Source organism: Luteimonas granuli (genome assembly GCF_007795095.1).
Lineage (GTDB): Bacteria > Pseudomonadota > Gammaproteobacteria > Xanthomonadales > Xanthomonadaceae > Luteimonas > Luteimonas granuli.
Genome location: NZ_CP042218.1, coordinates 2,212,429 through 2,234,782 on the forward strand (window position 1 = coordinate 2,212,429; position 22,354 = coordinate 2,234,782).

Annotated in this window: 14 protein-coding genes and 2 pseudogenes; 11 read left to right on the forward strand and 5 right to left on the reverse strand. The window is 72.6% G+C overall.

Annotated features, from left to right (window positions below; translation table 11 throughout):
• Nucleotides 1-160: 160 nt before the first annotated feature.
• The gene (locus FPZ22_RS10195; protein WP_144892685.1) at nt 161-772 is read right to left on the reverse strand and encodes a Dps family protein; all 612 of its coding nucleotides are present in this window, start codon (nt 770-772) and stop codon (nt 161-163) included.
• Nucleotides 773-851: 79 nt separating this feature from the next.
• Here FPZ22_RS10195 and hrpA point away from each other — a divergent pair, with 79 nt between their 5' ends.
• The gene (gene hrpA, locus FPZ22_RS10200; RefSeq protein ID WP_144892687.1) at nt 852-4,949 is read left to right on the forward strand and encodes an ATP-dependent RNA helicase HrpA; all 4,098 of its coding nucleotides are present in this window, start codon (nt 852-854) and stop codon (nt 4,947-4,949) included.
• Here the strand turns inward: hrpA and FPZ22_RS10205 are convergent.
• Entirely contained in the window at nt 4,942-5,421 is a 480-nt protein-coding gene (locus tag FPZ22_RS10205) for a hypothetical protein (protein WP_144892689.1), read from the reverse strand. The genes hrpA and FPZ22_RS10205 overlap by 8 nt on opposite strands.
• A gap of 68 nt (nt 5,422-5,489) precedes the next feature.
• Between FPZ22_RS10205 and FPZ22_RS10210 the strand changes: the two genes are divergently transcribed.
• Together FPZ22_RS10210 and FPZ22_RS10215 are read left to right on the forward strand one after the other, a co-directional pair.
• On the forward strand, nt 5,490-7,649 hold the full coding sequence (locus FPZ22_RS10210; protein WP_144892691.1) for a RelA/SpoT family protein: 2,160 nt from the start codon (nt 5,490-5,492) through the stop codon (nt 7,647-7,649).
• Between the two features lie 39 nt (nt 7,650-7,688).
• Nucleotides 7,689-8,909: a hypothetical protein gene (locus FPZ22_RS10215; RefSeq protein WP_246120690.1), complete on the forward strand. Its 1,221-nt coding sequence runs from the start codon at nt 7,689-7,691 to the stop codon at nt 8,907-8,909.
• Here FPZ22_RS10215 and FPZ22_RS10220 read toward each other — a convergent pair.
• Complete coding sequence (locus FPZ22_RS10220) at nt 8,896-11,010, reverse strand: glycosyltransferase (RefSeq protein WP_144892693.1); 2,115 nt, start codon at nt 11,008-11,010, stop codon at nt 8,896-8,898. The two genes, FPZ22_RS10215 and FPZ22_RS10220, sit on opposite strands and share 14 nt — an antisense overlap.
• 186 nt (nt 11,011-11,196) lie before the next feature.
• On the opposite strand from FPZ22_RS10220, the pseudogene mrcB reads away from it, so the two are divergent.
• The 4 genes and pseudogenes from mrcB to tsaB all read left to right on the forward strand — a co-directional run bounded on the left by mrcB (nt 11,197) and on the right by tsaB (nt 16,912).
• Nucleotides 11,197-13,582, forward strand: a pseudogene (gene mrcB / locus FPZ22_RS10225) (penicillin-binding protein 1B).
• Nucleotides 13,583-13,636: 54 nt separating this feature from the next.
• Nucleotides 13,637-14,125 carry a tetratricopeptide repeat protein gene (locus FPZ22_RS10230; RefSeq protein WP_144892695.1) on the forward strand — a complete coding sequence of 163 codons (489 nt, stop codon included), beginning with the start codon at nt 13,637-13,639 and terminating at the stop codon, nt 14,123-14,125.
• 29 nt (nt 14,126-14,154) lie between these two features.
• Nucleotides 14,155-16,150, forward strand: a pseudogene (yoaA, locus tag FPZ22_RS10235) (DNA repair helicase YoaA).
• A gap of 51 nt (nt 16,151-16,201) precedes the next feature.
• The gene (gene tsaB / locus FPZ22_RS10240; RefSeq protein WP_144894120.1) at nt 16,202-16,912 is read left to right on the forward strand and encodes a tRNA (adenosine(37)-N6)-threonylcarbamoyltransferase complex dimerization subunit type 1 TsaB; all 711 of its coding nucleotides are present in this window, start codon (nt 16,202-16,204) and stop codon (nt 16,910-16,912) included.
• Between the two features lie 3 nt (nt 16,913-16,915).
• Here the strand turns inward: tsaB and FPZ22_RS10245 are convergent, their stop codons facing one another.
• Both FPZ22_RS10245 and gshB read right to left on the reverse strand, forming a co-directional pair.
• Nucleotides 16,916-17,788 (reverse strand): energy transducer TonB, encoded by an 873-nt coding sequence (locus FPZ22_RS10245; RefSeq protein ID WP_425463001.1) that lies wholly within the window; start codon nt 17,786-17,788, stop codon nt 16,916-16,918.
• Nucleotides 17,789-17,813: 25 nt separating this feature from the next.
• A complete protein-coding gene (gene gshB, locus FPZ22_RS10250) occupies nt 17,814-18,773 on the reverse strand; it encodes a glutathione synthase (protein WP_144892699.1) in 960 nt (319 codons plus the stop codon).
• A 179-nt stretch (nt 18,774-18,952) separates the two neighbouring features.
• Here gshB and pilG point away from each other — a divergent pair, with 179 nt between their 5' ends.
• From pilG to FPZ22_RS10270, 4 genes are read left to right on the forward strand one after another with little or no spacing between them, the layout of a single operon-like run.
• On the forward strand, nt 18,953-19,354 hold the full coding sequence (gene pilG, locus FPZ22_RS10255) for a twitching motility response regulator PilG (protein ID WP_144892701.1): 402 nt from the start codon (nt 18,953-18,955) through the stop codon (nt 19,352-19,354).
• Between the two features lie 18 nt (nt 19,355-19,372).
• Entirely contained in the window at nt 19,373-19,738 is a 366-nt protein-coding gene (locus FPZ22_RS10260; RefSeq protein ID WP_144892703.1) for a response regulator, read from the forward strand.
• A gap of 1 nt (nt 19,739) precedes the next feature.
• Nucleotides 19,740-20,297, forward strand: a complete 558-nt coding sequence (locus tag FPZ22_RS10265; protein ID WP_246121074.1) for a chemotaxis protein CheW — start codon at nt 19,740-19,742, stop codon at nt 20,295-20,297.
• Between the two features lie 30 nt (nt 20,298-20,327).
• Nucleotides 20,328-22,349: a methyl-accepting chemotaxis protein gene (locus tag FPZ22_RS10270; protein WP_144892705.1), complete on the forward strand. Its 2,022-nt coding sequence runs from the start codon at nt 20,328-20,330 to the stop codon at nt 22,347-22,349.
• Nucleotides 22,350-22,354 lie beyond the last annotated feature (5 nt).

Consider the following 22,354-nt stretch of genomic DNA (forward strand, 5'->3'; position numbering starts at 1 on the left):
GATACCACCGCGGGCGGTTCGGAAGCTTGCCCGGCAGTGACTGGGAGAAGCCCCCTTGGCAAGGGGGCGCGCCAACGGCGCGGGGATCGGGAGCGCACTGTGCAGTGCACGGGTTTCGCATCGCGGAACCGTGGTCGTCGGACGCGCAGCGTGTGCGACGTCACTGCAGCAGCGAGCGCAGCATCCAGGCGTTCTTCTCGTGCACCTGCAGGCGCTGGGTCAGCAGGTCGACCGTGGGATCGTCGCCGGCGTCGTCGGCGTGCGTGAGCGCCGCCCGCGCGGTGCGGCACACGGCCTCGTTGCCGGCCACCAGCTGCTGCACCATTTCGCGCCAGTCCGGTGCTTCGGCCAGGCCCGGCTCCTCCGGGATCGACGACAGCCGGATGAACTCGGCGTACGAGCCCGGTGCGTTGTAGCCCAGGGCGCGGATGCGCTCGGCGGTCTCGTCCAGCGCGTTCCACTGCTCTGTGTACTGGTCCATGAACATCGCATGCAGCGAGTTGAACATCGGCCCGGTCACGTTCCAGTGGAAGTTGTGGGTCTTGAGATAGAGGGTGAAGCTGTCCGAGAGGAACTGCGAGAGGTTCGCCGCGATCTCCCGGCGGTCGCGCTCGGAGATGCCGATGTCCACCGGCGCCACCGCTCCCGGCTCCGGGGAGGCGAAGGGCGTCGCCGCGCGGGCGGCCGCGGCGGCGCCGGCCTTGGCGGTCTTGCGCGCCCCGTCGGTCTTTCCGGTCTTTCCGGCCTTGCCGGACTTCTTCGTCCTGGGCATCACTGTGTCCTTTTTCGCGGGCGCGCGACAATGTGCGCACCATCGGTGGAAGAAGCGGCCCGAGGCGGCCGCGGACTGCATGAACGAGCTGGAGTCTAGGAGCCCGGATGCGAGCCGGGCGTCAAGGCGCGCGTGGCGCGCGGCGGTCGACGGCGCGCTGAGCCGGGATCGCGGCCGCCTGCTCGGGCTGCTGCGGCGCCTGGAGCAGGCGCCCGCGGACGCGGAGCGGCGCCGTGCGTTCGAGGATGCCGTCGCGCGCTCGGTGGCCCGGCGCGAGGCGCGGGCGGCGGCGCTGCCCGCGGCCGAGGTCGACCCGACGCTGCCGATCGCGGCCGAGGCCGGTCGCATCGTCGAACTGCTGCGCGCCCACCAGGTGGTCGTGATCGCCGGCGAGACCGGTTCCGGCAAGACCACCCAGCTGCCCAAGCTCTGCCTGGCCGCCGGCCGCGGCGCCGCGGGCATGATCGGCTGCACCCAGCCGCGGCGCATCGCCGCGCGCGCGGTGGCGCGGCGCGTGGCCGAGGAGCTGCAGGTGCCGCTGGGCGGCGCGGTCGGCTACCAGGTGCGCTTCACCGAGAACGTGGGCGAGCAGACCGCCATCAAGTTCATGACCGACGGCATCCTGCTGGCCGAGATCCAGTCCGACCGCTGGCTGTCGCGCTACGACACCCTGATCATCGACGAGGCCCACGAGCGCAGCCTCAACATCGACTTCCTGCTCGGCTACCTGAAACAGCTGCTGGCGCGCAGGCCGGACCTGAAGCTGGTGGTGACCTCGGCCACGATCGACACCGCGCGCTTCTCGGCGCACTTCGACGATGCGCCGGTGGTCTCGGTCGAGGGTCGCGGCCATCCGGTCGAACTCCGCTACCGTCCACTGGAGGGGGCAGCCACCGCAGCGGACGGCGACGGCGGCGGGATGTCGGTGACCGAAGGCATCGTCGCGGCCTGCGACGAGATCCTCCGCGGGGGCGGCAGCGGCATGGGGGGTGACGTGCTGGTCTTCCTGCCCGGCGAACGCGAGATCCGCGATGCCCATCGGGCGCTGGAAGGCCGCACGTACCGCCACACCGAAGTGGTGCCGCTGTACGCCCGGCTCTCGGCGCGCGACCAGGACCGGGTGTTCAATCCGGGGGCGCAGCGTCGCATCGTGCTCGCGACCAACGTCGCCGAGACCTCGCTGACCGTCCCGCGGATCCACTACGTGGTGGACCCGGGCCTTGCGCGCGTGAAGCGCTACAGCCCGCGGCAGAAGCTGGACCGCCTGCACATCGAACCGGTCAGCCAGGCCAGCGCCAACCAGCGCGCCGGCCGCTGTGGCCGCGTGGCGCCGGGCACCTGCTATCGCCTGTACGACGAAGCGGACTTCGCCGCGCGCCCGGAGTTCACCGACCCGGAGATCCGCCGCGCCGCGCTCGCCGGCGTGATCCTGCGCATGCTGTCGCTGGGCCTGGGCGCGATCGAGGATTTCCCCTTCCTGGAACCGCCCGATGCGCGCGCCATCGCCGACGGCTGGCAGCAGCTGGCCGAGCTGGGCGCGGTGGATGGCGCGCGCAGGCTCACCGCCACCGGGCGCCTGATGGCGAAGCTGCCCGTGGACGTGAAGCTGGCGCGCATGCTGGTCGCCGCGAGCGAACAGCGCTGCCTGCGGGAGACCCTGGTGATCGCCGCCTTCCTCGGCATCCAGGATCCGCGCGAGCGGCCGGCCGACCAGCGCGCCGCCGCCGATGCGGCGCACGCGGCCTTCAGCGATCCGAAGTCGGAGTTCGTCGCCATCCTGCGGCTGTGGGAGGCCTACCGGGCTGCGCACGAGGAGCTGACCCAGTCGCAGCTGCGCAAGTGGTGCGACCGCAGCTTCCTCGGCTTCCTGCGCATGCGCGAATGGCGCGAGCTGCACCGGCAGCTGAAGCTGCAGTGCGCGGAACTGGGCTGGGAGGAGGAAGAGCGCGGTGGTGATGCGCTGTTTGCTCTCGATGCGGAGGTCGTGCCCCCGGAGGAGGCGCGGGTACCCGGCCCGCGGGGGCGCGGCCGTGGCGCCGACAGGCAGCGCGGCGTGCCCGACGCCGGCAATGGCGTCGCGTCCGCGCGCGACCTGTACCAGCGCCTGCACGGCGCGCTCCTCGTCGGCCTGCCCGCCCAGGTCGGGCACGCGCTGCCGGAGCGCGACAAGCGTCGCCAGGCCACCTACGAAGGCCCGCGCGGCCGCCGTTTCCAGCTGTTCCCGGGCTCGACCCTGGCTTCGAAGCCGCCGCCGTGGCTGCTTTCCGCCACCCTGCTCGACACCGAGAAGGTCTGGGCGCTGACCAATGCCGCGATCGAGCCCGAGTGGATCGAAGCCGGACTGTCCCACCTGCTGTCGCGCCGCCACTTCGACCCGCGCTGGTCGCGGAAGCAGGGCCGGGTGATCGGCAGCGAGCAGGTCGCGCTGTTCGGCCTGGTCCTGGCCGCGGCGCGACCTTTCCACTACGGCGCGCAGTATCCGGAGGAATCGCGCGAACTGTTCCTGCGCGACGGCCTGGTCGCCGGCGAGATCAACCTGCGCGCCGACTTCGTCGCCCGCAACCGTCGCACCCTGGCTTCCGCCGAAGAGGAAGAGGCCAAGCAGCGCCGCACCGGCCTGGTGGTCGACGAGGACTGGATGCTGCGCTGGTACCGGGACCGGATCCCGTCGGAGATCATCAGCGCCCAGGCGCTCGACGCCTGGTTCGCGAAGCTGCCGAAGGAGCAGCGCCGCGGGCTGCAGTGGACCCGCGACGACCTGCTGGTCGCCGACGGCAGCGATGCCGACCGCTTCCCCGCGTACTTCCCGCTGGGCGATGCGCGCCTGGCCGTGCACTACCGCTTCGAACCCGGTGCACCCGACGACGGCATGACCGTCGTCGTGCCGCTGCACCTGCTCAACGCCCTGGACGCGCCGCGCCTGGGCTGGCTGGCGCCGGGCTTCGTGGAGGAGAAGGCCACGGCGCTGCTGCGCGGCCTGCCCAAGGCGCTGCGCCGCAACTTCGTGCCGGCGCCGGATTTCGCCCGCGCCTTCGCCGAGGCCCATGGCGCGGCCGACGCGGCCACCGACAGCATCACCGGCGCGCTGGCGCGCTTCCTGAAGCGCCTGACCGGGGTCGAGGTTTCCGCGACCGGGTTCGACGAGACGGCGCTGGAGCCGCACCTGCGCGCCAACCTGCGATTGCTCGATGCCGACGGCCGCCAGGTGCTGGCCGAATCCCGCGACCTCGACGAACTGCGGGCACGCTTCGGCGCGGGTGCGGCCGAGGCCTTCGCCGCGCACGCCGCCGCCGGGCTGGCCCGCGAGGCCCTGACGACGTTCCCGGACGCCCCGATCCCGCTCTCGGTGCCGGGCGCCGGCGGCGTGCCGGCCTTTCCCGCGCTCCACGACGAGGGCGACAGCGTCTCGCTGCAGGTCCACGCCGACCGCGCGGAGGCCGAACGCCAGCACCCGGACGGGGTGCGCCGGCTGCTCGCCATCGCCCTGGCCGACCGCATGCGCCAGGCGCGGAAACAGCTGCCGGTGCAGCCCAGGATCGCGCTGCTGTACGCGGCCATCGAATCCGCGGCGCCGCGTGCGACGGCCGGCGGCCGGTCTGCGGATGTCCTGCGCGAGGACCTGGTGGATGGCGCCTTCGTCGCACTCACCGCCGACGGTCCCGGCGCCATCCGCGACCCGGACGCCTTCGCCGCGCAGGTCGATGCGGTCGGCAGGGCCCTGTTCCCCGAGGCCATGCGGCGCCTGCAGCAGGCCGAGAAGATCCTGGCCCTGGTGGCCGAGGTCCGCGCTGCGCTCGAGGGCCGGTTGATGGGTTGGGCCCGCGGCAACCTCGACGACATGCAGGCGCAGCTCGCGGCGCTGGTGCCGCCGGGCTTCCTGCGCGAGGTGCCGGCCGACGCCCTGGCCGAGTATCCGCGCTATCTGAAGGCGCTCGCGATCCGCGCGGGCCGCGCGCTCAACGATCCCTCGCGCGACCAGCAGCGCATGCTCGAGCTCAAGCCTTTCGCCGATGCGCTGGACGACGCGCGCGCGGCGGGCGAGGCCGGCGGGGCCGGCTGGCAGGCCCTGCGCTGGGATCTCGAGGAGCTGCGCGTGCAGCTTTTCGCGCAGGAACTCGGCGCGAAGGGCGGGGTGTCGCCGAAAAAACTGGCCGCGCGGCTGGCGGCGCTTACCTGACGCGGACCACCTTGGCGCGGGTGTTGTAGCCCTCGATCGTCAGGAACCACGCCTTGCCGATCACGCTCGGGGTGATCCGCACGGAGGGACTGTCCCGGCGGACGCCGGCGAGCGTGGCGGCGTCGATCTGGCGCCACACCTGGCCGTTGTCCAGGGTGTACTCGCGATTGCGGGCGAAGCCGTCGAATCCGCCGCTGATGCGGGCTTCGATCGGCTCGCTGGGGCCCAGGGCGGAGAAGCCGCGGTTCTCTTCCGCCACCTTCGCCCGGGTCTCGGTGGTGGCCCTGGTGGTCTCGCCCTCGATGGTGCGGTTGAGCCAGGCATTGAGACGGGCGAGCTCCCCGGCGCTGAGCTTGTCCAGGCCGGCGGCGGCGAACTCCTCGGGCGTCATCTGCGCCTCGATCGGCTGCTGCGCGAAGGCCGGCATGGCGAAGAGGAGCGATGCGGCGAGGAGGATGCTGCGGACCGGCATGGCGACTGTTCCCGATGGCGTGGTCGGGCTAGTGTAGACCGTCCTTCCTCTCGTGGATCGAGCCTGACGTGGCCCAGACCGTGGACATCGACGCCCTGCTGGCGCTGCCGGCGCTCGGCGCGCTGCCCGGGCCGGTTGCCGCGCTGCTGCGTGCCGCCGCCGACGGAGGCCCGGCGCCATGCAGCGATCCCGCGGGCGTGCTCGAGGACACGCTGGACGCGCTGGCGCTGCTCGATGCCGACGGCGAGGTCATGGCCGCGGCCATCCTCCACGTCGTGCCGGACTGGGCCGCGCGGCACGCCGCCACCGGGCGCGACCCGGCCTCCGCGATCCCCGCCCTGCTCGAAGGCCAGGCTGCCGCGAACCAGGTCTGGGCGCTGCACGCCGAACAGGTCCCCGGCCGCGGCCACGAAGGCCTGCGTCGGCTGCTGCTGGCGATCGTGCGCGACCTGCGCGTGGTTCCGATCCTGCTCGCGCGGCAGCTGGCAAGGATGCGCGCGGCTCCCGTGCTGCCCGACGACGAGCGCCTGGCGCTGGCGCGGCTGACCCGCGACATCCACGCGCCGCTGGCGAACCGCCTGGGCATCTGGCAGCTGAAGTGGGAGCTCGAGGACCTGGCCTTCCGCCACCTCGAGCCGGAGACCTACCGCCGCATCGCCAAGCTGCTCGACGACACCCGTGCCGGGCGCGAGCGCTATATCGCCCAGGTCACGCGCCTGCTCGGCGACGCGCTGGCCGACGCCGGGATCCGCGGCGACATCGCCGGCCGCCCCAAGCACATCCACAGCATCTGGAAGAAGATGCAGAAGAAGGACGTGCCGATCGGCGAGCTCTACGACCTGCGCGCGGTGCGCGTGCTGGTCGACGACGTGCAGGCCTGCTACGCCGCCCTGGGCGTGGTGCACGCACTGTGGACACCGGTGCCCGGGGAGTTCGACGACTACATCGCACGGCCCAAGAACAACGACTATCGGTCGCTGCACACCGCCGTGGTCGGGCCGGAGGGCAAGACGCTCGAGGTGCAGATCCGCACCCGCGAGATGCACGAGCAGGCCGAGCGCGGCGTGGCCGCGCACTGGCGCTACAAGGAGAGCGGGGGCTCGAAGCGCTCGGCCGCGGGCGAAGCCGCGGTCAACCGCAAGATCGAATGGATGCGCAGCCTGCTCGAGGCCACCGCGGAGAGCGGCGACGGCGCTTTGGCCGGCGCCTTCGACACCGAGCTGGTCGAGGACCGGATCTACGCGCTGACTCCCCGGGGCGAGGTGGTGGACCTGCCGCGCGGCGCCACGCCGCTGGATTTCGCCTACCGCGTGCACACCGAGGTCGGGCACCGCTGCCGCGGCGCCAAGGTCGACGGCCGCATCGTGCCGCTCGATCACGTCCTGCGGAGTGGCGACCGGGTCGAGATCCTCACCGGCAAGGTCGCGGAGCCGCGGCGCGACTGGCTGCTGTCGACCAGTGGCTATCTCGCCAGCGCGCGCTCGCGGGAGAAAGTGCGGGCCTGGTTCCACAAGCTGGACCGCGCGCGCAACCTGCAGGACGGCCGCGAACTGCTCGAGCGCGAGCTCAAGCGCGTCGGCATGGGCCAGGCCGACCTGAACCCGGTGCTCAAGCGTTTCAACGTCGATACCGTGGACGAACTGCAGGTCCATGTCGCGCTGGGCGACATCGGGCCGCACCAGGTCGCGCGCGCGCTGGGCGAACACGAGCGCGCGCAGCACGAGGCGGAAGACGACAACGCCGTGATCGCCGTGCGTGCGCCGCGCCGCGTGCGTCCCGGCGGCAGCCGGGATTTCACGGTGGTCGGCGTGGACAACCTGCTGGTGCAGATCGCGCGCTGCTGCCAGCCGCTCCCGGGCGAGGCCATCAGCGGCTACCTGACGCGGGCGCGCGGGGTCAGCGTGCACCGCGCCGATTGCGCGGCGTTGGCGCGGCTGGCGGCGAAGCAGCCGCAGCGCGTGCTGCCGGTGGAGTGGGGCGGCGCCTCCGGCGGCCACGAAGCCTCGGTCGCCCTCGACGCCATCGACCGCAAGTACCTGCTCAAGGACGTCACCAACCTGATCGCGCAGGAGGATGCGCACGTGCTGTCCATCGACGGGGGTGCATCGCGCGGGCAAGGGCGGGTCCAGCTGCGGCTGGCACTGCGGGTGGCGGATGTCGGCCAGCTCTCGCGCCTGCTGGGACGGCTCGAAGCCCTGCCCGGGGTCGAACGCGCGCGGCGTGCCTGAGGACTGCGCGTTCATCGCCGGCCGTCTATGCTCCGGCGCGTGAACTCGCGCAGGCACGTCGATCCCTTTCCCGAACCGCCCGGCGATGCCGCCATCGCACGCTGGGTTGCCGCCCTGCCCGCGCGCCTGGGGATGGTGCGGCATTGGCGCTGGTGGCTGATCGGCTCGATGCTGGTGGTGGTTGCGCTGGCCGTCCTGCGCGCCCCGCTTGGCGCATGGCTGTGGCCGGAGACTCGGGCGCAGGCGCTGCACGGCGAGGCCGAGCAGGCGCTGGCGGAGGGCCGTCTGAGTGCGGCCGACGGCAGCGGTGCGCGCGAACTGTTCGAAGCCGCCCTCGCCATGGATCCCGATCGCGCCGAGGCCCGCGCCGGCCTGGCGCGGGTGGCGCTGGCCGCGCTGGAGCAGGCGCGCGCGGCCGTGGCCGAGGGCCGTTTCGACGATGCCCGCCGGCAGCTGGCGCTGGCGCGCGCGCTGTCGGTTCCGCGCGCGCAGGCGGACGCCGTGGCCGTCGAGCTCCGCCGACGCGAGGCCGGCGGGGACGACCTTGAAGCTGTGTATGCGCGCGCGGAGCAGGCCCATGCGCAGGGGCGGCTGGACGGCGGCGCCAAGGACGCGCTGCCGCTGTACATGCGCGTCCTGGCGCTGGATCCCGCGCACGCCGGCGCCCTGCGCGGTCGCGAGGACGCGCTTGCCGAAGTCCTGGCGCAGGCGCGTGAATCGCTGCGCGCCGGAGACGTCGGGGAGGCCGCGCGCCTGGTCGCACGGGCCCGTGCCTACGATCCCGGCCACGTCGACTTGCCCGATACCCTGGCGCGACTCACGGAGGAAGGCGGCGCCGAGGGTGACCGGATCGCCCGCCTGCTCAAGGGCGAAGCGTCACCACCCGGGAATCCGCAGGACGTTGCGGGCACCGGCGGCGTCGCGACGGCGGCGATTCCCGACGCGAAGGAACGCGGGCGCCGGCTGGCGGCCGCACGCGAGTGCCATGAGCGCGCACTGCGTGACAACCAGCTGCGCCGCGCCGGCGACTGCCTGGAGGCCCGCGCGGCCCTGGGCGACGACGCCGGCGAGCTGGCCGCGGCACAGCGCCAGCTGGCCGAGCGCTGGCTTGCAGTCGGTGACGAACGCCTGGGCGCGGGCGAGATCGACAACGCGCGCAGCGCCCTGGCCGCCGCGCGCAAGGCCGATCCCGCGGCACCGGGACTGGCCGACTTCGAGCGGCGCGTGCGCGCGGCCGCGGCCGCACTCAGGCTCGAGTGAGTCCGGCCCGGTCGAAGAACACGCGCCGCACGACGTCCCGCGCGGCGTCGGCGGAGAAGTGCCGGGCGACGTTGTCCAGGCCGTTCGCGGCGAGCCGCTCCCACAGCGCACGATCGCCGTAGGCACGGACCACGGCGTCGGCGAAGGCGTCGGCGGTGTCGGCCAGCAGCACGTCATGGCCGTCGACCAGATGCATGCCCTCGGCGGCGCAGCGGGTCGCGACCACCGGTTGGCCGTGCGCCATGCTCAGGTTGACCTTGCCCTTGACGCCGGCCCCGAAGCGCAGCGGTGCCAGCGCCAGCCGGCAGCCGTCCATGTACGGGCCGATGTCGGGCACGTAGCCGTGCAGGGTGACGCCGGGGGCCTTGGCCAGCGCCGCGATCTCCGGGGGCGGGTCGGCGCCGATGCAGTGGAAGCGGAGCGCAGGCAGCCGTTGGCGCACCAGCGGCAGCACCTCGGCCACGAACCAGCGCACGGCGTCGACGTTGGGCGGGTGGCGGAAGCCGCCGACGAAGACCAGGTCGTGGCGCTCCTCGAAGGGCCGCCCCGGGCCGGCGACGCTGTGCAGGTTGGACAGCACCTCCACGCGCGCGCCCGGCGCGTCGGCCGCCAGTACCTCGCGCTCGGCGACGCTGACCACCAGGGTGGTGTCGGCGGCCGCGACCACCGCCAGTTCACGGCGTCGCGTGCGCGCGGCGACGCGGGCCAGACGCGCGTCGCCTGTGACCTCGGCGGTGCGCGCCTCGCGCAGGTAGTGCAGGTCGATGCTGTCGAACACCAGGCGTGCGCCTGGCGCATGCCGGCGCAGCAGCGGCACGAAGACGCTGGCGACGTAGTGGCGGCAGACCATGGCCACGTCGAAGCGCGACCCGTGCGCAGCCAGCCAGGCCGGGATGCCGCCGAGGTGCGGCGCGCACCAGGTTTCGACGCCGAGCTGGCGCAGGGCCTCGGTGCAGGCGCCCTGGTCGCGGCCGTCGGCAGGCAGGAACACCACATGCGCGCCTTCCTCGCGCAGCAGGCGCATCAGGTTGACCAGCCGCAGCGAGCCTGAATCGCGGTCCGGCTGCGGCGTCAGCGCGTCGATCACCAGCACCTGGCGCCGACCGCGGTGCAGGTCGGCGGGGGTAGGCTCGCGGCGCGGCCCATGCGCCGCCAGCTCGGCGCGACGGTGTGCCAGGAACACCGCCTGGTTGCGCAGTTGCGCCGCCTTCGGGCCTCCGGAGGTGTCGGTGCCCGACGTCCCGCCTTCGTCGTGGACCACGCGCGCGGCGGGCTGGTACAGCACGCGACGGCCGGCGGCGCGCACGGCGAAGGCGAGGTCGGTGTCCTCGTAATAGGCCGGCGCATAGCGGCCATCGAAGCCGCCGACGGTCAGGAACAGGTCGCGGGGAATGGCCATCGCGGCGCCGCTGACGTAGTCGGCATCCCGGACATGGGCATGGCGCGGGTCGGCCGGATCGCCGAAGCGGCCGTGGTTCCAGGCGCTGCCGTCGGCGAAGACCACGCCGCCCGCCTCCTGCAGGCGGCCGTCCGGGTACAGCAGCTGCGCGCCCACCAGGCCCGCGTCGGGGTGGGTGTGGAAGGTCGCCAGCAGTGCGTCCAGCCAGCCCGGCTGCGGCACCGTGTCGTTGTTGAGGAACACGAGGAATCCGCCGCGCGCGAGCGCAGCACCGTCGTTGCAGGCGGCGATGAAGCCGCCGTTCGCGGCCCGGCGGTGATGGCGCAGGCCCTCGATCAGGGACAGCAGCTGCGGCGTGTCGTCGGTCGAGCCGTCGTCGACCACGATCACCTCGAACGGCGCCTCGGGCGGATGGTCGGCCAGCGCGCGCAGGCACGCCAGGGTGCGTGCGGACTGGCCGTAGACCGGAATCACGATGCTCGCGCGCGGCCGGTCGCTGGAGGCCAGCGCGAAGGGCGCGAACGGCGCCGCGGCCGGCAGGTACAGCGCCTCGCGCAGCGCGCGTGGCGGGGGCATCAGCTGTGCCCTCGCGCGCCGCCAGCTGGCGCGCAGGCCGCGGGTGCGCACACTGAGCAGGCCGCGGTGGAAGAAGCCTGCGGCGCGTGCAAGCAGGAAGCGCGCGTCGGCGAGCGTGTAGGGCATCCGGCGACAACTCCGGCTGAAGGATGGACGTGGGCGGTCGGGGCGGCGACGGGCGCTGGGCTAGACTCGGCACGGAAGGGCGCATTCTCGCATTCCGGCGCCGCATCGCGGCCGGAACGGCCACCGATGGCCGCCGAGGGAGCGTCCACTTCCCCCATTCCCGCAGAACTTCCAGCCCGAGATCAGATGGCACGCATCGAATACGACGAAGACGACCACGACGACCGTCCGCGTCTCGACTGGCGCCGCACATTGTTGACGTGGACGCTCGCGGCGATCGGCCTCGCCCTCGGCTTCCTCGTGCCCTATGTGCTGTACCTGGACCAGCAGGTCGCCGAGCGCTTCGGCCAGCTGCAGTGGCAGGAGCCGACCCGGGTCTACGCCCGGCCGCTGGTGCTGTCCGCGGGCACGGCGATGGATGCGAAGACGCTCGAGCTCGAGCTCGCCGCCGCCGGCTATCGCAAGGGGGCGGGCGACCGGCCGGGGACCTGGTCCGCCGCCGACGGGCGCTGGACCATCGCCAGTCGCGGATTCACCGACGTCGATGGCGCGGTGGCGCCGAGCCGGGTCGAGGTGCGCATCGCCCGGGGCGAGGTGGCGCGGATCCGCGATCTGGCCGGCCGCCGTGACGCCGAGGCAGTGCGCCTCGATCCGGCGCGCATCGCCACCCTCTACGGCAAGCAGCAGGTCGAACGTCGCCTCATGCGCCTGGAGGACGTACCGCAGCAGTTCACCGACACCCTGCAGGCGGTCGAGGACCGTGACTTCGCCCAGCATCGCGGCATCGACCTGCGGGGCATCCTGCGCGCGGCCTGGATCAACCTGAAGGCCGGCGAGGCCAGGCAGGGGGCGAGCACCCTCACCCAGCAGCTCGCGCGCAGCGGCCTGCTCGGCATCGGCCGGGAACAGACCTGGAGCCGCAAGTTCAACGAGGTCCTGTACGCGCTGATCATCGAGGCGCGCCACGACAAGGGCCGGATCCTCGAGGCCTACCTCAACCAGGTCTACCTGGGGCAGCGAGGCAACCAGGCCATCCGTGGCGCGGCCGCGGGCGCCGAGTACTGGTTCGGGCGCCGGATCGACGACCTTGCGACCGAGCACGTGGCGCTGCTGGTCGGCATCATCCGCGGCCCGTCGTACTACGACCCGCGGCGGTATCCGGAGCGGGCGCGGGCGCGCCGCGACTTCGTGCTCGGCGAAATGCTCGAGACCGGGCTGATCGACCGGGTCGAGCACGACCGCGCCGTGGCCGCTCCGCTCGGCGTGACCACGGCTCCGGGCAGTATCGCCGCCAACCGTTTCCCGGCCTACGTCGACGTCGTCCGTCGCCATCTCGCCGCCGACTATTCCGCCGACGAATTGCAGGGCGCCGGCCTGACGGTGATGACCGGCATGTCGCCGTCGGCCCAGGCCTACGCCGAAGCCGCGGTCACCGGCACGCTCAAGGCCCTGGCGGCCAAGGGCCGGCCCGCGCTCGAGGCCGGCGTCGTGGTCACCGACGTCCACGGGGGCGGCGTGCTCGCCGTGGTCGGCGGCCGCGACGTCGCGACGCCCGGCTTCAACCGGGCCATCGAAGCGCAGCGGCCGGTGGGCTCGCTGCTCAAGCCCTTCGTCTACCTGCTGGCGCTGGCGCTGCCCGACCGCTGGTCGCTGGCCGCCTGGGTGGACGATTCGCCGGTGGCGGTCACGTTGCAGAACGGCAAACGCTGGACCCCGGGCAACTCGGACGGCAAGAGCCACGGCAGCGTGCGCCTGATCGATGCCCTGGCGCATTCCTACAACCAGGCCACGGTGCGCGTGGGCATGGCGGTGCGCCCCGAGCGCCTGGCCCATCTGCTGCGCCAGCTGGCCGGCATCGAGGCCGCTCCCAACCCTGCGCTCATCCTGGGTTCGGTGGACCAGAGCCCGTATGCGATGGCCCAGCTGTACCAGTTCCTCGCCTCCGACGGCGAGATCCAGCCGCTGTACGCGGTCCGCGGGGTGCTCGATCCCGATGGTCGCCTGCTCAAGCGCTACGACAAGGCGCCGCCGCAGCCGGACGAAGGCGACCGCACGGCGGCGCGGCTGGTGACCGTCGCCCTGCAGCAGGCGGTGGCCTCGGGCACCGGGCGGCGCCTGGTCAACGACGGCCTCGGGCGCCTCGACGCCGCCGGCAAGACCGGTACCAGCAACGATGGGCGCGACAGCTGGTTCGCGGGCTGGACCGGCGACCACCTGGCGGTGGTCTGGGTCGGCAACGACCAGAACGAGCAGACCGGGCTGTACGGGGCGACTGGAGCGATGCGGGTGTGGTCGGCGATGTTCTCGCGACTGCCGAGTGCCGCGCTGAAAGTGGGGGGGGCAGGGTCTGGACTGGAACTGGGTGGTGGACGCGCACAGCACCGACGCCGACTGCGAAGGTGCGCGGCGCTTCGCCTTCGCCACGGGCCATGCACCGCCCTGGCAGCCCTGCGTGCCCGAGATCTTCGAGGAGCCGTCCCGCAGCTGGCGCGACTGGTTCGGACTCGGCCGCGAAGGCGATCCCGCCGGCGACCCTTCCAGCGTTCCACAGGCATCCGGACCGACCCCATGAATCCGCACTCTTCCGTGACCGCCCGCGGGCCGCGCGTGCTGTCCTCCGCCTTCCCTGCTGCTGGCGCTGGCCGCCTGTGCCTCGGCGCCGCCCGCGCCGAGGGTGCAGACGCTGACCTCGGCCACGCCAGCGCAGATGGTGGTCTATATCCATGAGGCCGCGGGCGACGGTGCCGGCGAACTCGAGGTGCAGCCGCTGCGCGATCCAGGCGTGGAGGATCTGCGCCAGCGCGCCGAGCGCCTGCAGCGCCAGGGCCACCATCGCGATGCCGCCGAGGCGCTCGACCACGCCCTGGCCCTGGTGCCGGGCGATCCCGCCCTGCTGCAGGAACGCGCCGAAGCCGCACTGCTGCTGTCCGACTTCACCCGTGCCGGCGAGCTCGCGGTGCAGGCGCATGCGATCGGCCCGGGCGTGGGGCCGCTCTGCCGCCGGCACTGGGCCACGATCGAGCAGGTGCGACTGGTGCAGGGCGACGCCGAGGGTGCAGCCAGCGCGAAGGCGGCGATCGCCGCCTGCCGGGTGGCCCGCCCGCCGCGCTGGTGAGCGGCGTGGAAGTCATCGCCACCGCCGGTATCGACACCGCGCCGGAGGAGTCCGCGCTGGTCCGCGACAGTCGCGATGCCCTGTCCACCGATGGCCGGCTGGCCGCCGTGCTGCCCGGCTTCCATCCGCGCCGAGCGCAGCAGGACCTCGCCGCGGCGGTGGCCGCGGCCTTCGAGGATCGGGCCGTGCTGCTGGCCGAGGCCGGCACCGGCACCGGCAAGACCTTCGCCTACCTGGTGCCGGCGCTGCTGTCGGGACGCAGGACCATCATCTCCACCGGCACCCGCGCGCTGCAGGACCAGCTCTATCACCGCGACCTGCCGCGGGTCCGCGACGCCCTCGGCACCGGCCTGCGCGCCGCCCTGCTCAAGGGTCGCGCCAACTACCTCTGCCGCCAGCGCCTGGAGCGCACCCGCGGCGAGAACCGTTTCCAGAGTCCGGCGCAGGCGGCCGACTTCCAGCGCATCGCCGCCTGGAGCGCGCGCACGCGCATGGGCGACCTGGCCGAGATGGAGTCGCTGCCCGAGGACTCGCCGCTGCTGCCACTGGTCACCTCGACCGCCGACAACTGCCTGGGCAGCGAATGCCCGTTCTGGGGCGAGTGCTTCGTGGTCCAGGCCAGGCAGCGCGCCCAGGAGGCCGACATCGTGGTGGTCAACCATCACCTGCTGCTGGCCGATCTCGCGCTGAAGCAGGAGGGCTTCGGCGAGATCCTGCCCGGCGCCGAGGCCTTCGTGGTCGACGAGGCGCACCAGCTGCCGGAGCTCGCGGCGCAGTTCTTCGGCGAGGGCCTGTCGGCGCGGCCGCTGGTGGAGCTGGCGCGCGACGCCGTCGCCGAATGCCGTGGTGTGGACGGGGCGCTGGCCGCGCTTCAGGAGCCGGCGCGGGCCCTGGAACAGGCCACGCGCCTGCTGCGCGCGGCGATGGACGTGCTGCCGGCGCGCGGGACGCGGCCGCAGCTGCTCACGGTGCCTGAGGCGGTCGAGGCGCTGGAGGCGCTCGATTCCGCGCTGATGGCGCTGACCGACGCGCTGGCGCCGCTGGCCGACGCCGCCCCGGGGCTGGAGGCCTGCCAGCTGCGTGCCCGCGACCATCGAGACCGGCTGGCGCGCTGGCGCGACCTGGACGATGGCGGACACGACGACGAGTCTGCAGGCCAATCCGGGCCGGCCGTTGTGCCCTCCAGCGACGACGACGTGCGCTGGTACGAGCTTTCGCCGCGCGGCTTCCGCCTGCAGCGCACGCCGCTGGACGTCTCCGGCCCGCTGCGCGCCCACCGCGAGCGTTCGCGCGCGGCCTGGGTGTTCACCTCGGCGACGCTGGCGGTCGAGGGCCGCTTCTGAGCACCTGTCACGCCGCCTGGGCCTGGACGAGCCGCGCACGCTGCTGGTCCCAAGCCCGTTCGACTGGGCCAGCCAGGCGCTGTGCTACCTGCCGCCAGGCCTGCCCGAACCGTCCTCGCGCGACTACACCGCTGCGATCACCGAGGCCGTGCGCCCGGTGCTGGAAGCCTCGGGCGGGCGCGCCTTCCTGCTGTTCGCATCCCACCGTGCACTGCGCGAGGCGGCAGAGGCCCTGCGCGGGGGGCCGTGGCCGCTGTTCGTCCAGGGCGAGGCGCCCCGGCACCTGCTGCTGCAGCGTTTCCGCGAGTCCGGCAACGGTGTGCTGCTTGGCGCCGCCAGCTTCCGCGAGGGCGTGGACGTCGCCGGCGGCGCGTTGAGCGTGGTCGTGATCGACAAGCTGCCGTTCGCGGCGCCGGACGACCCCGTGTTCGAAGCCCGGTTGGAGGCGATCCGGCGCTCCGGGGGCAATCCCTTCCGGGACGAGCAGGTGCCGCAGGCGGTGATCGCGCTCAAACAGGGCGTGGGTCGCCTGATCCGCACCGAGACCGACCGCGGCGTGCTGGTGCTCTGCGATCCGCGGCTGCTCGGCAAGGGCTACGGAAAGCGCTTCCTCGACTCGCTGCCGCCGCTGCCGCGCACCCGGGACGCCGCCGACGCGGCGGCGTTCTTCGCCGCAGGCTGAGCCGTCGGCCGGCAGGCGTTACCCTGTCGCCCCCTCCGACCCGTGCCCCACATGCGCCTGCTCGCCATCGAGACCTCCACCGAAGCCTGCTCCGTCGCCGTGCTGGTCGACGGTGCGCTCAGCGAGCGCTTCGAGGTCGCGCCCCGGCGGCATGCGGAGCTGGTGCTGCCCTGGGCCGAGGCGCTGCTGTCCGAAGCGGGGCTGCGCCGCGCCGACCTGGATGCGATCGCCGTCACTCGGGGCCCCGGCGCGTTCACCGGCGTGCGCCTGGGCATCTCCATCGCCCAGGGGATCGCGCTCGCGCTCGACCGCCCCCTGCTGCCGGTATCGACGCTGGCGGTGCTGGCGATGGGCGGGCTGCGCGGCGCGCCCGCGGGCGAGTTCGTGCTTGCCGCGATCGACGCGCGCATGGGCGAGGTGTATGCCGGTGCCTTTGCCCGTGATGGCGAAGCGCTGCGTGCGGTGGCACCGGAAGCGGTGGCGGCCCCTGACGCAGTCGCGCTGCCGCACACCGGATCCTGGCTGGGCGTGGGTACCGGCTTCGCCGCCGAGGACGGGGCGCTCGTCCGCCGCTTCGGCGACCGCCTGGCGACGGTCGACGCCGCGGCACTGCCGCGCGCCGCGGACCTCGCGCGCCTGGCCGCGCGGTCGCTGGCCGAAGGCGGCGGAATGGCCCCCGAGCGGGTCGAGCCGGCGTATCTGCGCGACCACGTCGCGCTCACCCTGGCCGAGCAGGCGGCGGCGCGCGAGCGCCGCGGCTGAGCCTCAGTCGTCCACCAGCGCACCGCCCGGGAGGAAGTTCCAGGTGCGGGTGACGTGGAGGACGTCGATCGACTCCTCGGTCTGCGGCAGCGGCGGATAGGGTTCGGCCAGGCGGGCGATGCGCAACGCGGCGTCGTCGAGCAGCCGGATGCCGCTGGACTGGATCACCTCCGCCTGCTCGACCGAGCCGTCGCGGCGGATCGCGACGCTGATCACCAGGGTGCCGGCGAGCTGTCTCCGCCGCGCTTCATCGGGATAGTTCAGGTTGCCGACGCGCTCGACCCGGTCCACCCAGGCGCGCAGATAGGTCGCGTAGGCCCATTCCCGGGTCGAAGCGGAGACGAACTTGCGCTTGGGCCGCCTGGCATAGCGTTCGGACTGGAGATGGATCTCGGCCGCCAGGCGCGCCATGGCGAGGTCGCGGTCGATCTTCTCGGGGCCGGCCGGCAGCAGCTGTTCGTCGACCTGAGGCCGCGCTTCGGGCGCGGGGACCGTGTCTTCGCCGCGGCGGCTGGCGATGACGCGCGCCTCGGGCGGTGGCGCCACGTCCGGCGACTGCGCGCGCGCGGCGCGCTGCGCGACGCCGGCGTCCTCGTGCGGCAGCTGGCCGGCCTGGGCGTCCCGCGGCCGCCGGCTGGCCTCGTCCTCGCCGCCGCCCTGGTTGCTGGCCTGGGCGAGGAAGTCGGCCTGGGCCCGGGTCAGCGGGCTGGTGGTGCGGGTCAGGATGACGTCGAGGGTGGGCAGCACCGGCGCCGCATCCTCGAGCGCGAAGCCGACGCCCAGCACCAGCATGCCGTGCACCAGCAGCGACAGCACCAGGGTCGCGCCGAGGCGGTCGCGCTCGCCGATGCCCTCCGGCGCCGCCGTCGTCCTCACGGCCTCCGACCGTCCGCGTCCTGCATCAGGCGTCGGTACGCGGAGCGCCGCGCTCGATGGCATCGAACAGCATGCCGGCGATGTTGAGGCCGAATTCGGCGTCGAGCTCGCGGATGCAGGTCGGGCTGGTGACGTTGACCTCGGTGAGCCAGTCGCCGATCACATCGAGGCCGACGAAGCGCATGCCGCGCCGGACCATCTCCGGGCCCACCTGCGCGGCGATCCAGCGGTCGCGCTCGCTCAGCGGGCGCCCCTCGCCGCGGCCGCCGGCGGCGAGGTTGCCGCGGAACTCGTCGCCCTGCGGGATCCGCGCGAGGGAGTAGTCCACCGGCACGCCGTCGATCAGCAGGATGCGCTTGTCGCCCTCGGAAATCTCCGGCAGCCAGCGCTGGGCCATGGCCAGCTGGCGGCCGCTGGCGGTCAGGGTTTCCAGGATCACGTTGAGATTGGGGTCGCCTGCGGTGGCGCGGAAGATCGAGCGCCCGCCCATTCCGTCGAGCGGCTTGAGCACTGCCTGGCCGTGCTCGGCCACGAAGGCCTTCAGCGCCGCGGCCCGGCGGCTGACCAGGGTCGGCGGACAGCACTGCGGGAACAGCAGCGCGGCGAGCTTCTCGTTCAGGTCGCGCAGCCCGCGCGGGTCGTTGACCACGTTGGCCCCGGCCAGGCGCGCGATGTCGAGGATGTGGGTGTCGTTGATGTAGTCGGCGTCGACCGGCGGATCGGTGCGCATCAGGACCACGTCGCCGGCGCCGAATTCGCGCTGCGAGGCCGTTCCCAGCTCGAACCAGCCGGAAGGATCGTCGCGGACCGTGAGCGGCGCCGCCAGCGCACCGGCCCGCCCGGCATCCAGCGACAGTCCCCCGGGCATGACGTAGTGCAGGCGGTGTCCGCGCCGCTGCGCCTCGAGCAGCATGGCGAAGGTGGAATCCTTGGCGATCCTGATCGACCCGATCGGGTCCATCACCACAACGACATCGAGAGGCATGGGGGCCATCCGCCGCAACCAGCGGCAAATGTTATCAGCTGGGGGACGGATGGCTGCCGGCGGGATTCCGACGCCCGGCGCAGTCCGGGCACGCCAAGCTTGACAGTGCAGCACCGTGCTGGAAGATTGGCCGCTCGCAATGGCCCCGGCAATCGGGGGCCATGCACCGGGGAGACACGATGACGCAGGAGCAAACCCACGCCGGCAGCCTCGACGGCCTGCGCGTGATGGTGATCGATGACTCGAAGACCATCCGCCGCACCGCAGAAACCCTCCTGCGCCGCGAAGGCGCGGACGTGGTGACCGCGACCGACGGTTTCGAGGCGCTGGCGAAGATCGCCGACCAGCGGCCCCAGATCATCTTCGTCGACATCATGATGCCGCGGCTGGACGGTTACCAGACCTGCGCGCTGATCAAGAACAACCAGCTCTTCAAACAGACGCCGGTGATCATGCTCTCCTCCAAGGACGGACTGTTCGACAAGGCGCGCGGCCGCATCGTCGGCTCCGAGCAGTACGTCACCAAGCCTTTCACGCGCGAGGAACTCCTCGACGCGATCCGCAAGCACGTCAATACCTGACCGGGGGGGGCAGGCAACATGGCAAAGATCCTGCTGATCGAGGATTCGCCGACCGACACCGCGGTGCTGACCCAGCTGCTCGAGCGCAACGGGCATCTGGTGCTCGCCTGCATCAGTGCGGAGGATGGCATCGAGACCGCGCGCCGGGAACGTCCGGACCTGGTGCTGATGGACGTGGTGCTGCCCGGCATGAACGGGTTCCAGGCAACGCGCGCGCTTTCCCGTGACGAGGCCACGTCCGCCATCCCGGTGCTGATCGTCAGCACCAAGGGCATGGAGACCGACAAGGCCTGGGGCATGCGCCAGGGCGCCAGGGGCTACATCGTCAAGCCGCCGGTGGAGAGCGAACTGGTCGAGAACATCAACGCCCTGCTGGGTGGCTGAAGTGGTCCGGCGCGACGCCCATCCGCGGCCCGAAGGACCTTTCGAGGTGCTTGCCGGCTTCGAGCGGCGCAGCCTCGCGCACGTGGTCGGCCTGCCCGAGCAGCTCGATGCGCCGGGCATGTGGCGCGGCGTGGGCTATCGCGTCGGTCAGCGCCTGCTGGCCTCGGAGTTCGACGAGGTGGTGGAGATCCTTCCGCTGCCGCAGCTCACCGCGGTGCCGGGTGCGCAACCGTGGATGCTCGGCGTGGCCAACATCCGCGGCAACCTGCTGCCGGTGGTCGACCTGCGCCTGTTCCTCGAGGGCGAGCGCACGGTGCTGCACGAGGGCCAGCGCGTGCTGGTGATGCGCCAGCCCGGCGGCAACGTGGCGCTGACCATCGACGAGCTGTTCGGCCAGCGCAGCTTCCTCGAGGAGCAGCAGTCCAGCCACGAGGCCCTCTCCGGCGGGCGATACTCCGGCTTCATCGAACGCGTCTACAAGGTGGGCGGGCACGCATGGGGAGTGTTCAGCCTGGACCGGCTGTCGCGGACGCCCGAATTCAGACAAGCAGCGGCCTGACGCCGCATCAGACAGGCCAGGGATAATCGCATGAGCAACGTCATCGACAACGGAACCGGCAAGAGTCGCACCATCGGCGCCAGGGTCTGGATCTGGCTGCTGGTGGCCTCGCTCCTGGTGTTCGCCGGCAACACCATCTACGCGATGACCAAGGCCTCGCGCCTGGGTGGCGCCAGCACCGCGGCCTCCAGCCTGCAGGTGAACTCGCAGAGGCTGGCGATCCAGGGCCGCGAGGCGGTCGACGGCGATACCGACGCCTACGCCGCGTTCAAGACCACGAGGGACGCGATCGATGCCGACATCGACCTGCTGATCCGCAACTTCGGCGGCACTCCGGACGTCGCCGGCGAGATCCGCGCGGTGGCCGCGACCTGGGAGCCGCTGTCGGCCAGCGCCGGCCAGGTGCTCGCCAGCGAGGCCGCGGTGGTCGCCTTCACCGGCAACGCCGGCCGTTTCACCGAAGCCGTGCCGCAGCTCCAGGCGCAGCTCGACGAGGTGGTGCGCGCGATGTCGGCCAGCGGGTCGCCCTCGTCGCAGATCTACATCGCGCTGCGCGAGGTGGTGCTGGCCTCGACGATGGCCCGGCGCGTGACCGAGATCCAGGCGGGCGGTCCCGGTGCCGCGGTGGCCGGCGATGCGCTGGCCCGCGACGCCGGCGTGTTCGAGCAGGTGCTCGCCGGCCTGCGCTCGGGCGACGATGCGATGAACGTCCAGCCGCTCTCCAACTCCGCTGCGCTGGCCGCGCTCGACCAGGCCGGCGCGCAGTGGGAGGAGATGAAGAAGGACCTCGACGCCATCCTCTCCAGCTCGCAGAACCTGTTCGCCGCGCAATCGGCCGCGGCCTCGCTGACCACGGGCTCCGACCAGCTGCTGGCGGACAGCGAGACGCTGTTCCAGGCGCTGACCGCGTTCGGCTCCCTGAACGACACGTCGATCCTCGGAAACATCTGGATCTCGATCGCGTTCCTGGTGCTCGCCGCCGTCGCCCTGGCCGGCCTGATGCGCGAGCTGAGCCGCGACCGCCGCGAGCGCTACGAGACCACGATGGAACTCAACAACCGCAACCAGGAGGCGATCATGCGCCTGCTGGACGAGATGGGCTCGCTGGCGGAGGGCGACCTGACGGTGAAGGCCACGGTCACCGAGGACATGACCGGCGCCATCGCCGACTCGATCAACTTCGCCGTCGAGCAGCTGCGCAGCCTGGTGCAGACGATCAACGACACCTCGGTGCAGGTGGCATCCAGCGCCCAGGAGACGCAGGCCACCGCGATGCACCTGGCCGAGGCCGCGGAACACCAGGCGCAGGAGATCAACTCCGCTTCCGACCGCATCAACGAGATCGCCCAAAGCATCAACCAGGTGTCGCGCAACTCCGCGGAGTCGGCGGACGTGGCGCAGCGCTCGGTGCAGATCGCGACCAAGGGCGCGGGCGTGGTCCGCGAGACGATCGCGGGCATGGACTCGATCCGCGACCAGATCCAGGAGACGTCCAAGCGCATCAAGCGCCTGGGCGAGAGCTCGCAGGAAATCGGCTCGATCGTCGAACTCATCAACGACATCTCGGAACAGACCAACATCCTGGCGCTGAACGCGGCCATCCAGGCGGCGTCGGCGGGCGAGGCGGGCCGCGGCTTCGCGGTCGTGGCCGACGAAGTGCAGCGGCTCGCCGAGCGCGCATCCAACGCGACCAAGCGGATCGAAACGCTGGTGGAAACCATCCAGGCCGACACCAACGAAGCCGTCAGCTCGATGGAGCAGACGACGTCCGAGGTGGTCGCCGGTGCGCGCCTGGCCGAGGACGCCGGTACCGCGCTGGGCGAGATCGAGAACGTGTCGACCAGCCTGGCGGCGCTCATCGAAGGCATCTCGAGCGCCTCGCAGCAGCAGTCCGCGGCGGCGAGCAACATCACCGAGACGATGAACACCATCCAGTCGATCACCGCCCAGACCTCGCAGGGCGCCAACCAGACCGCCGCGTCGATCGGAAACCTGGCGCAGCTGGCCGCCGACCTGCGCCGCTCGGTCGCCGACTTCAAGCTGCCGGCCTGATCCCA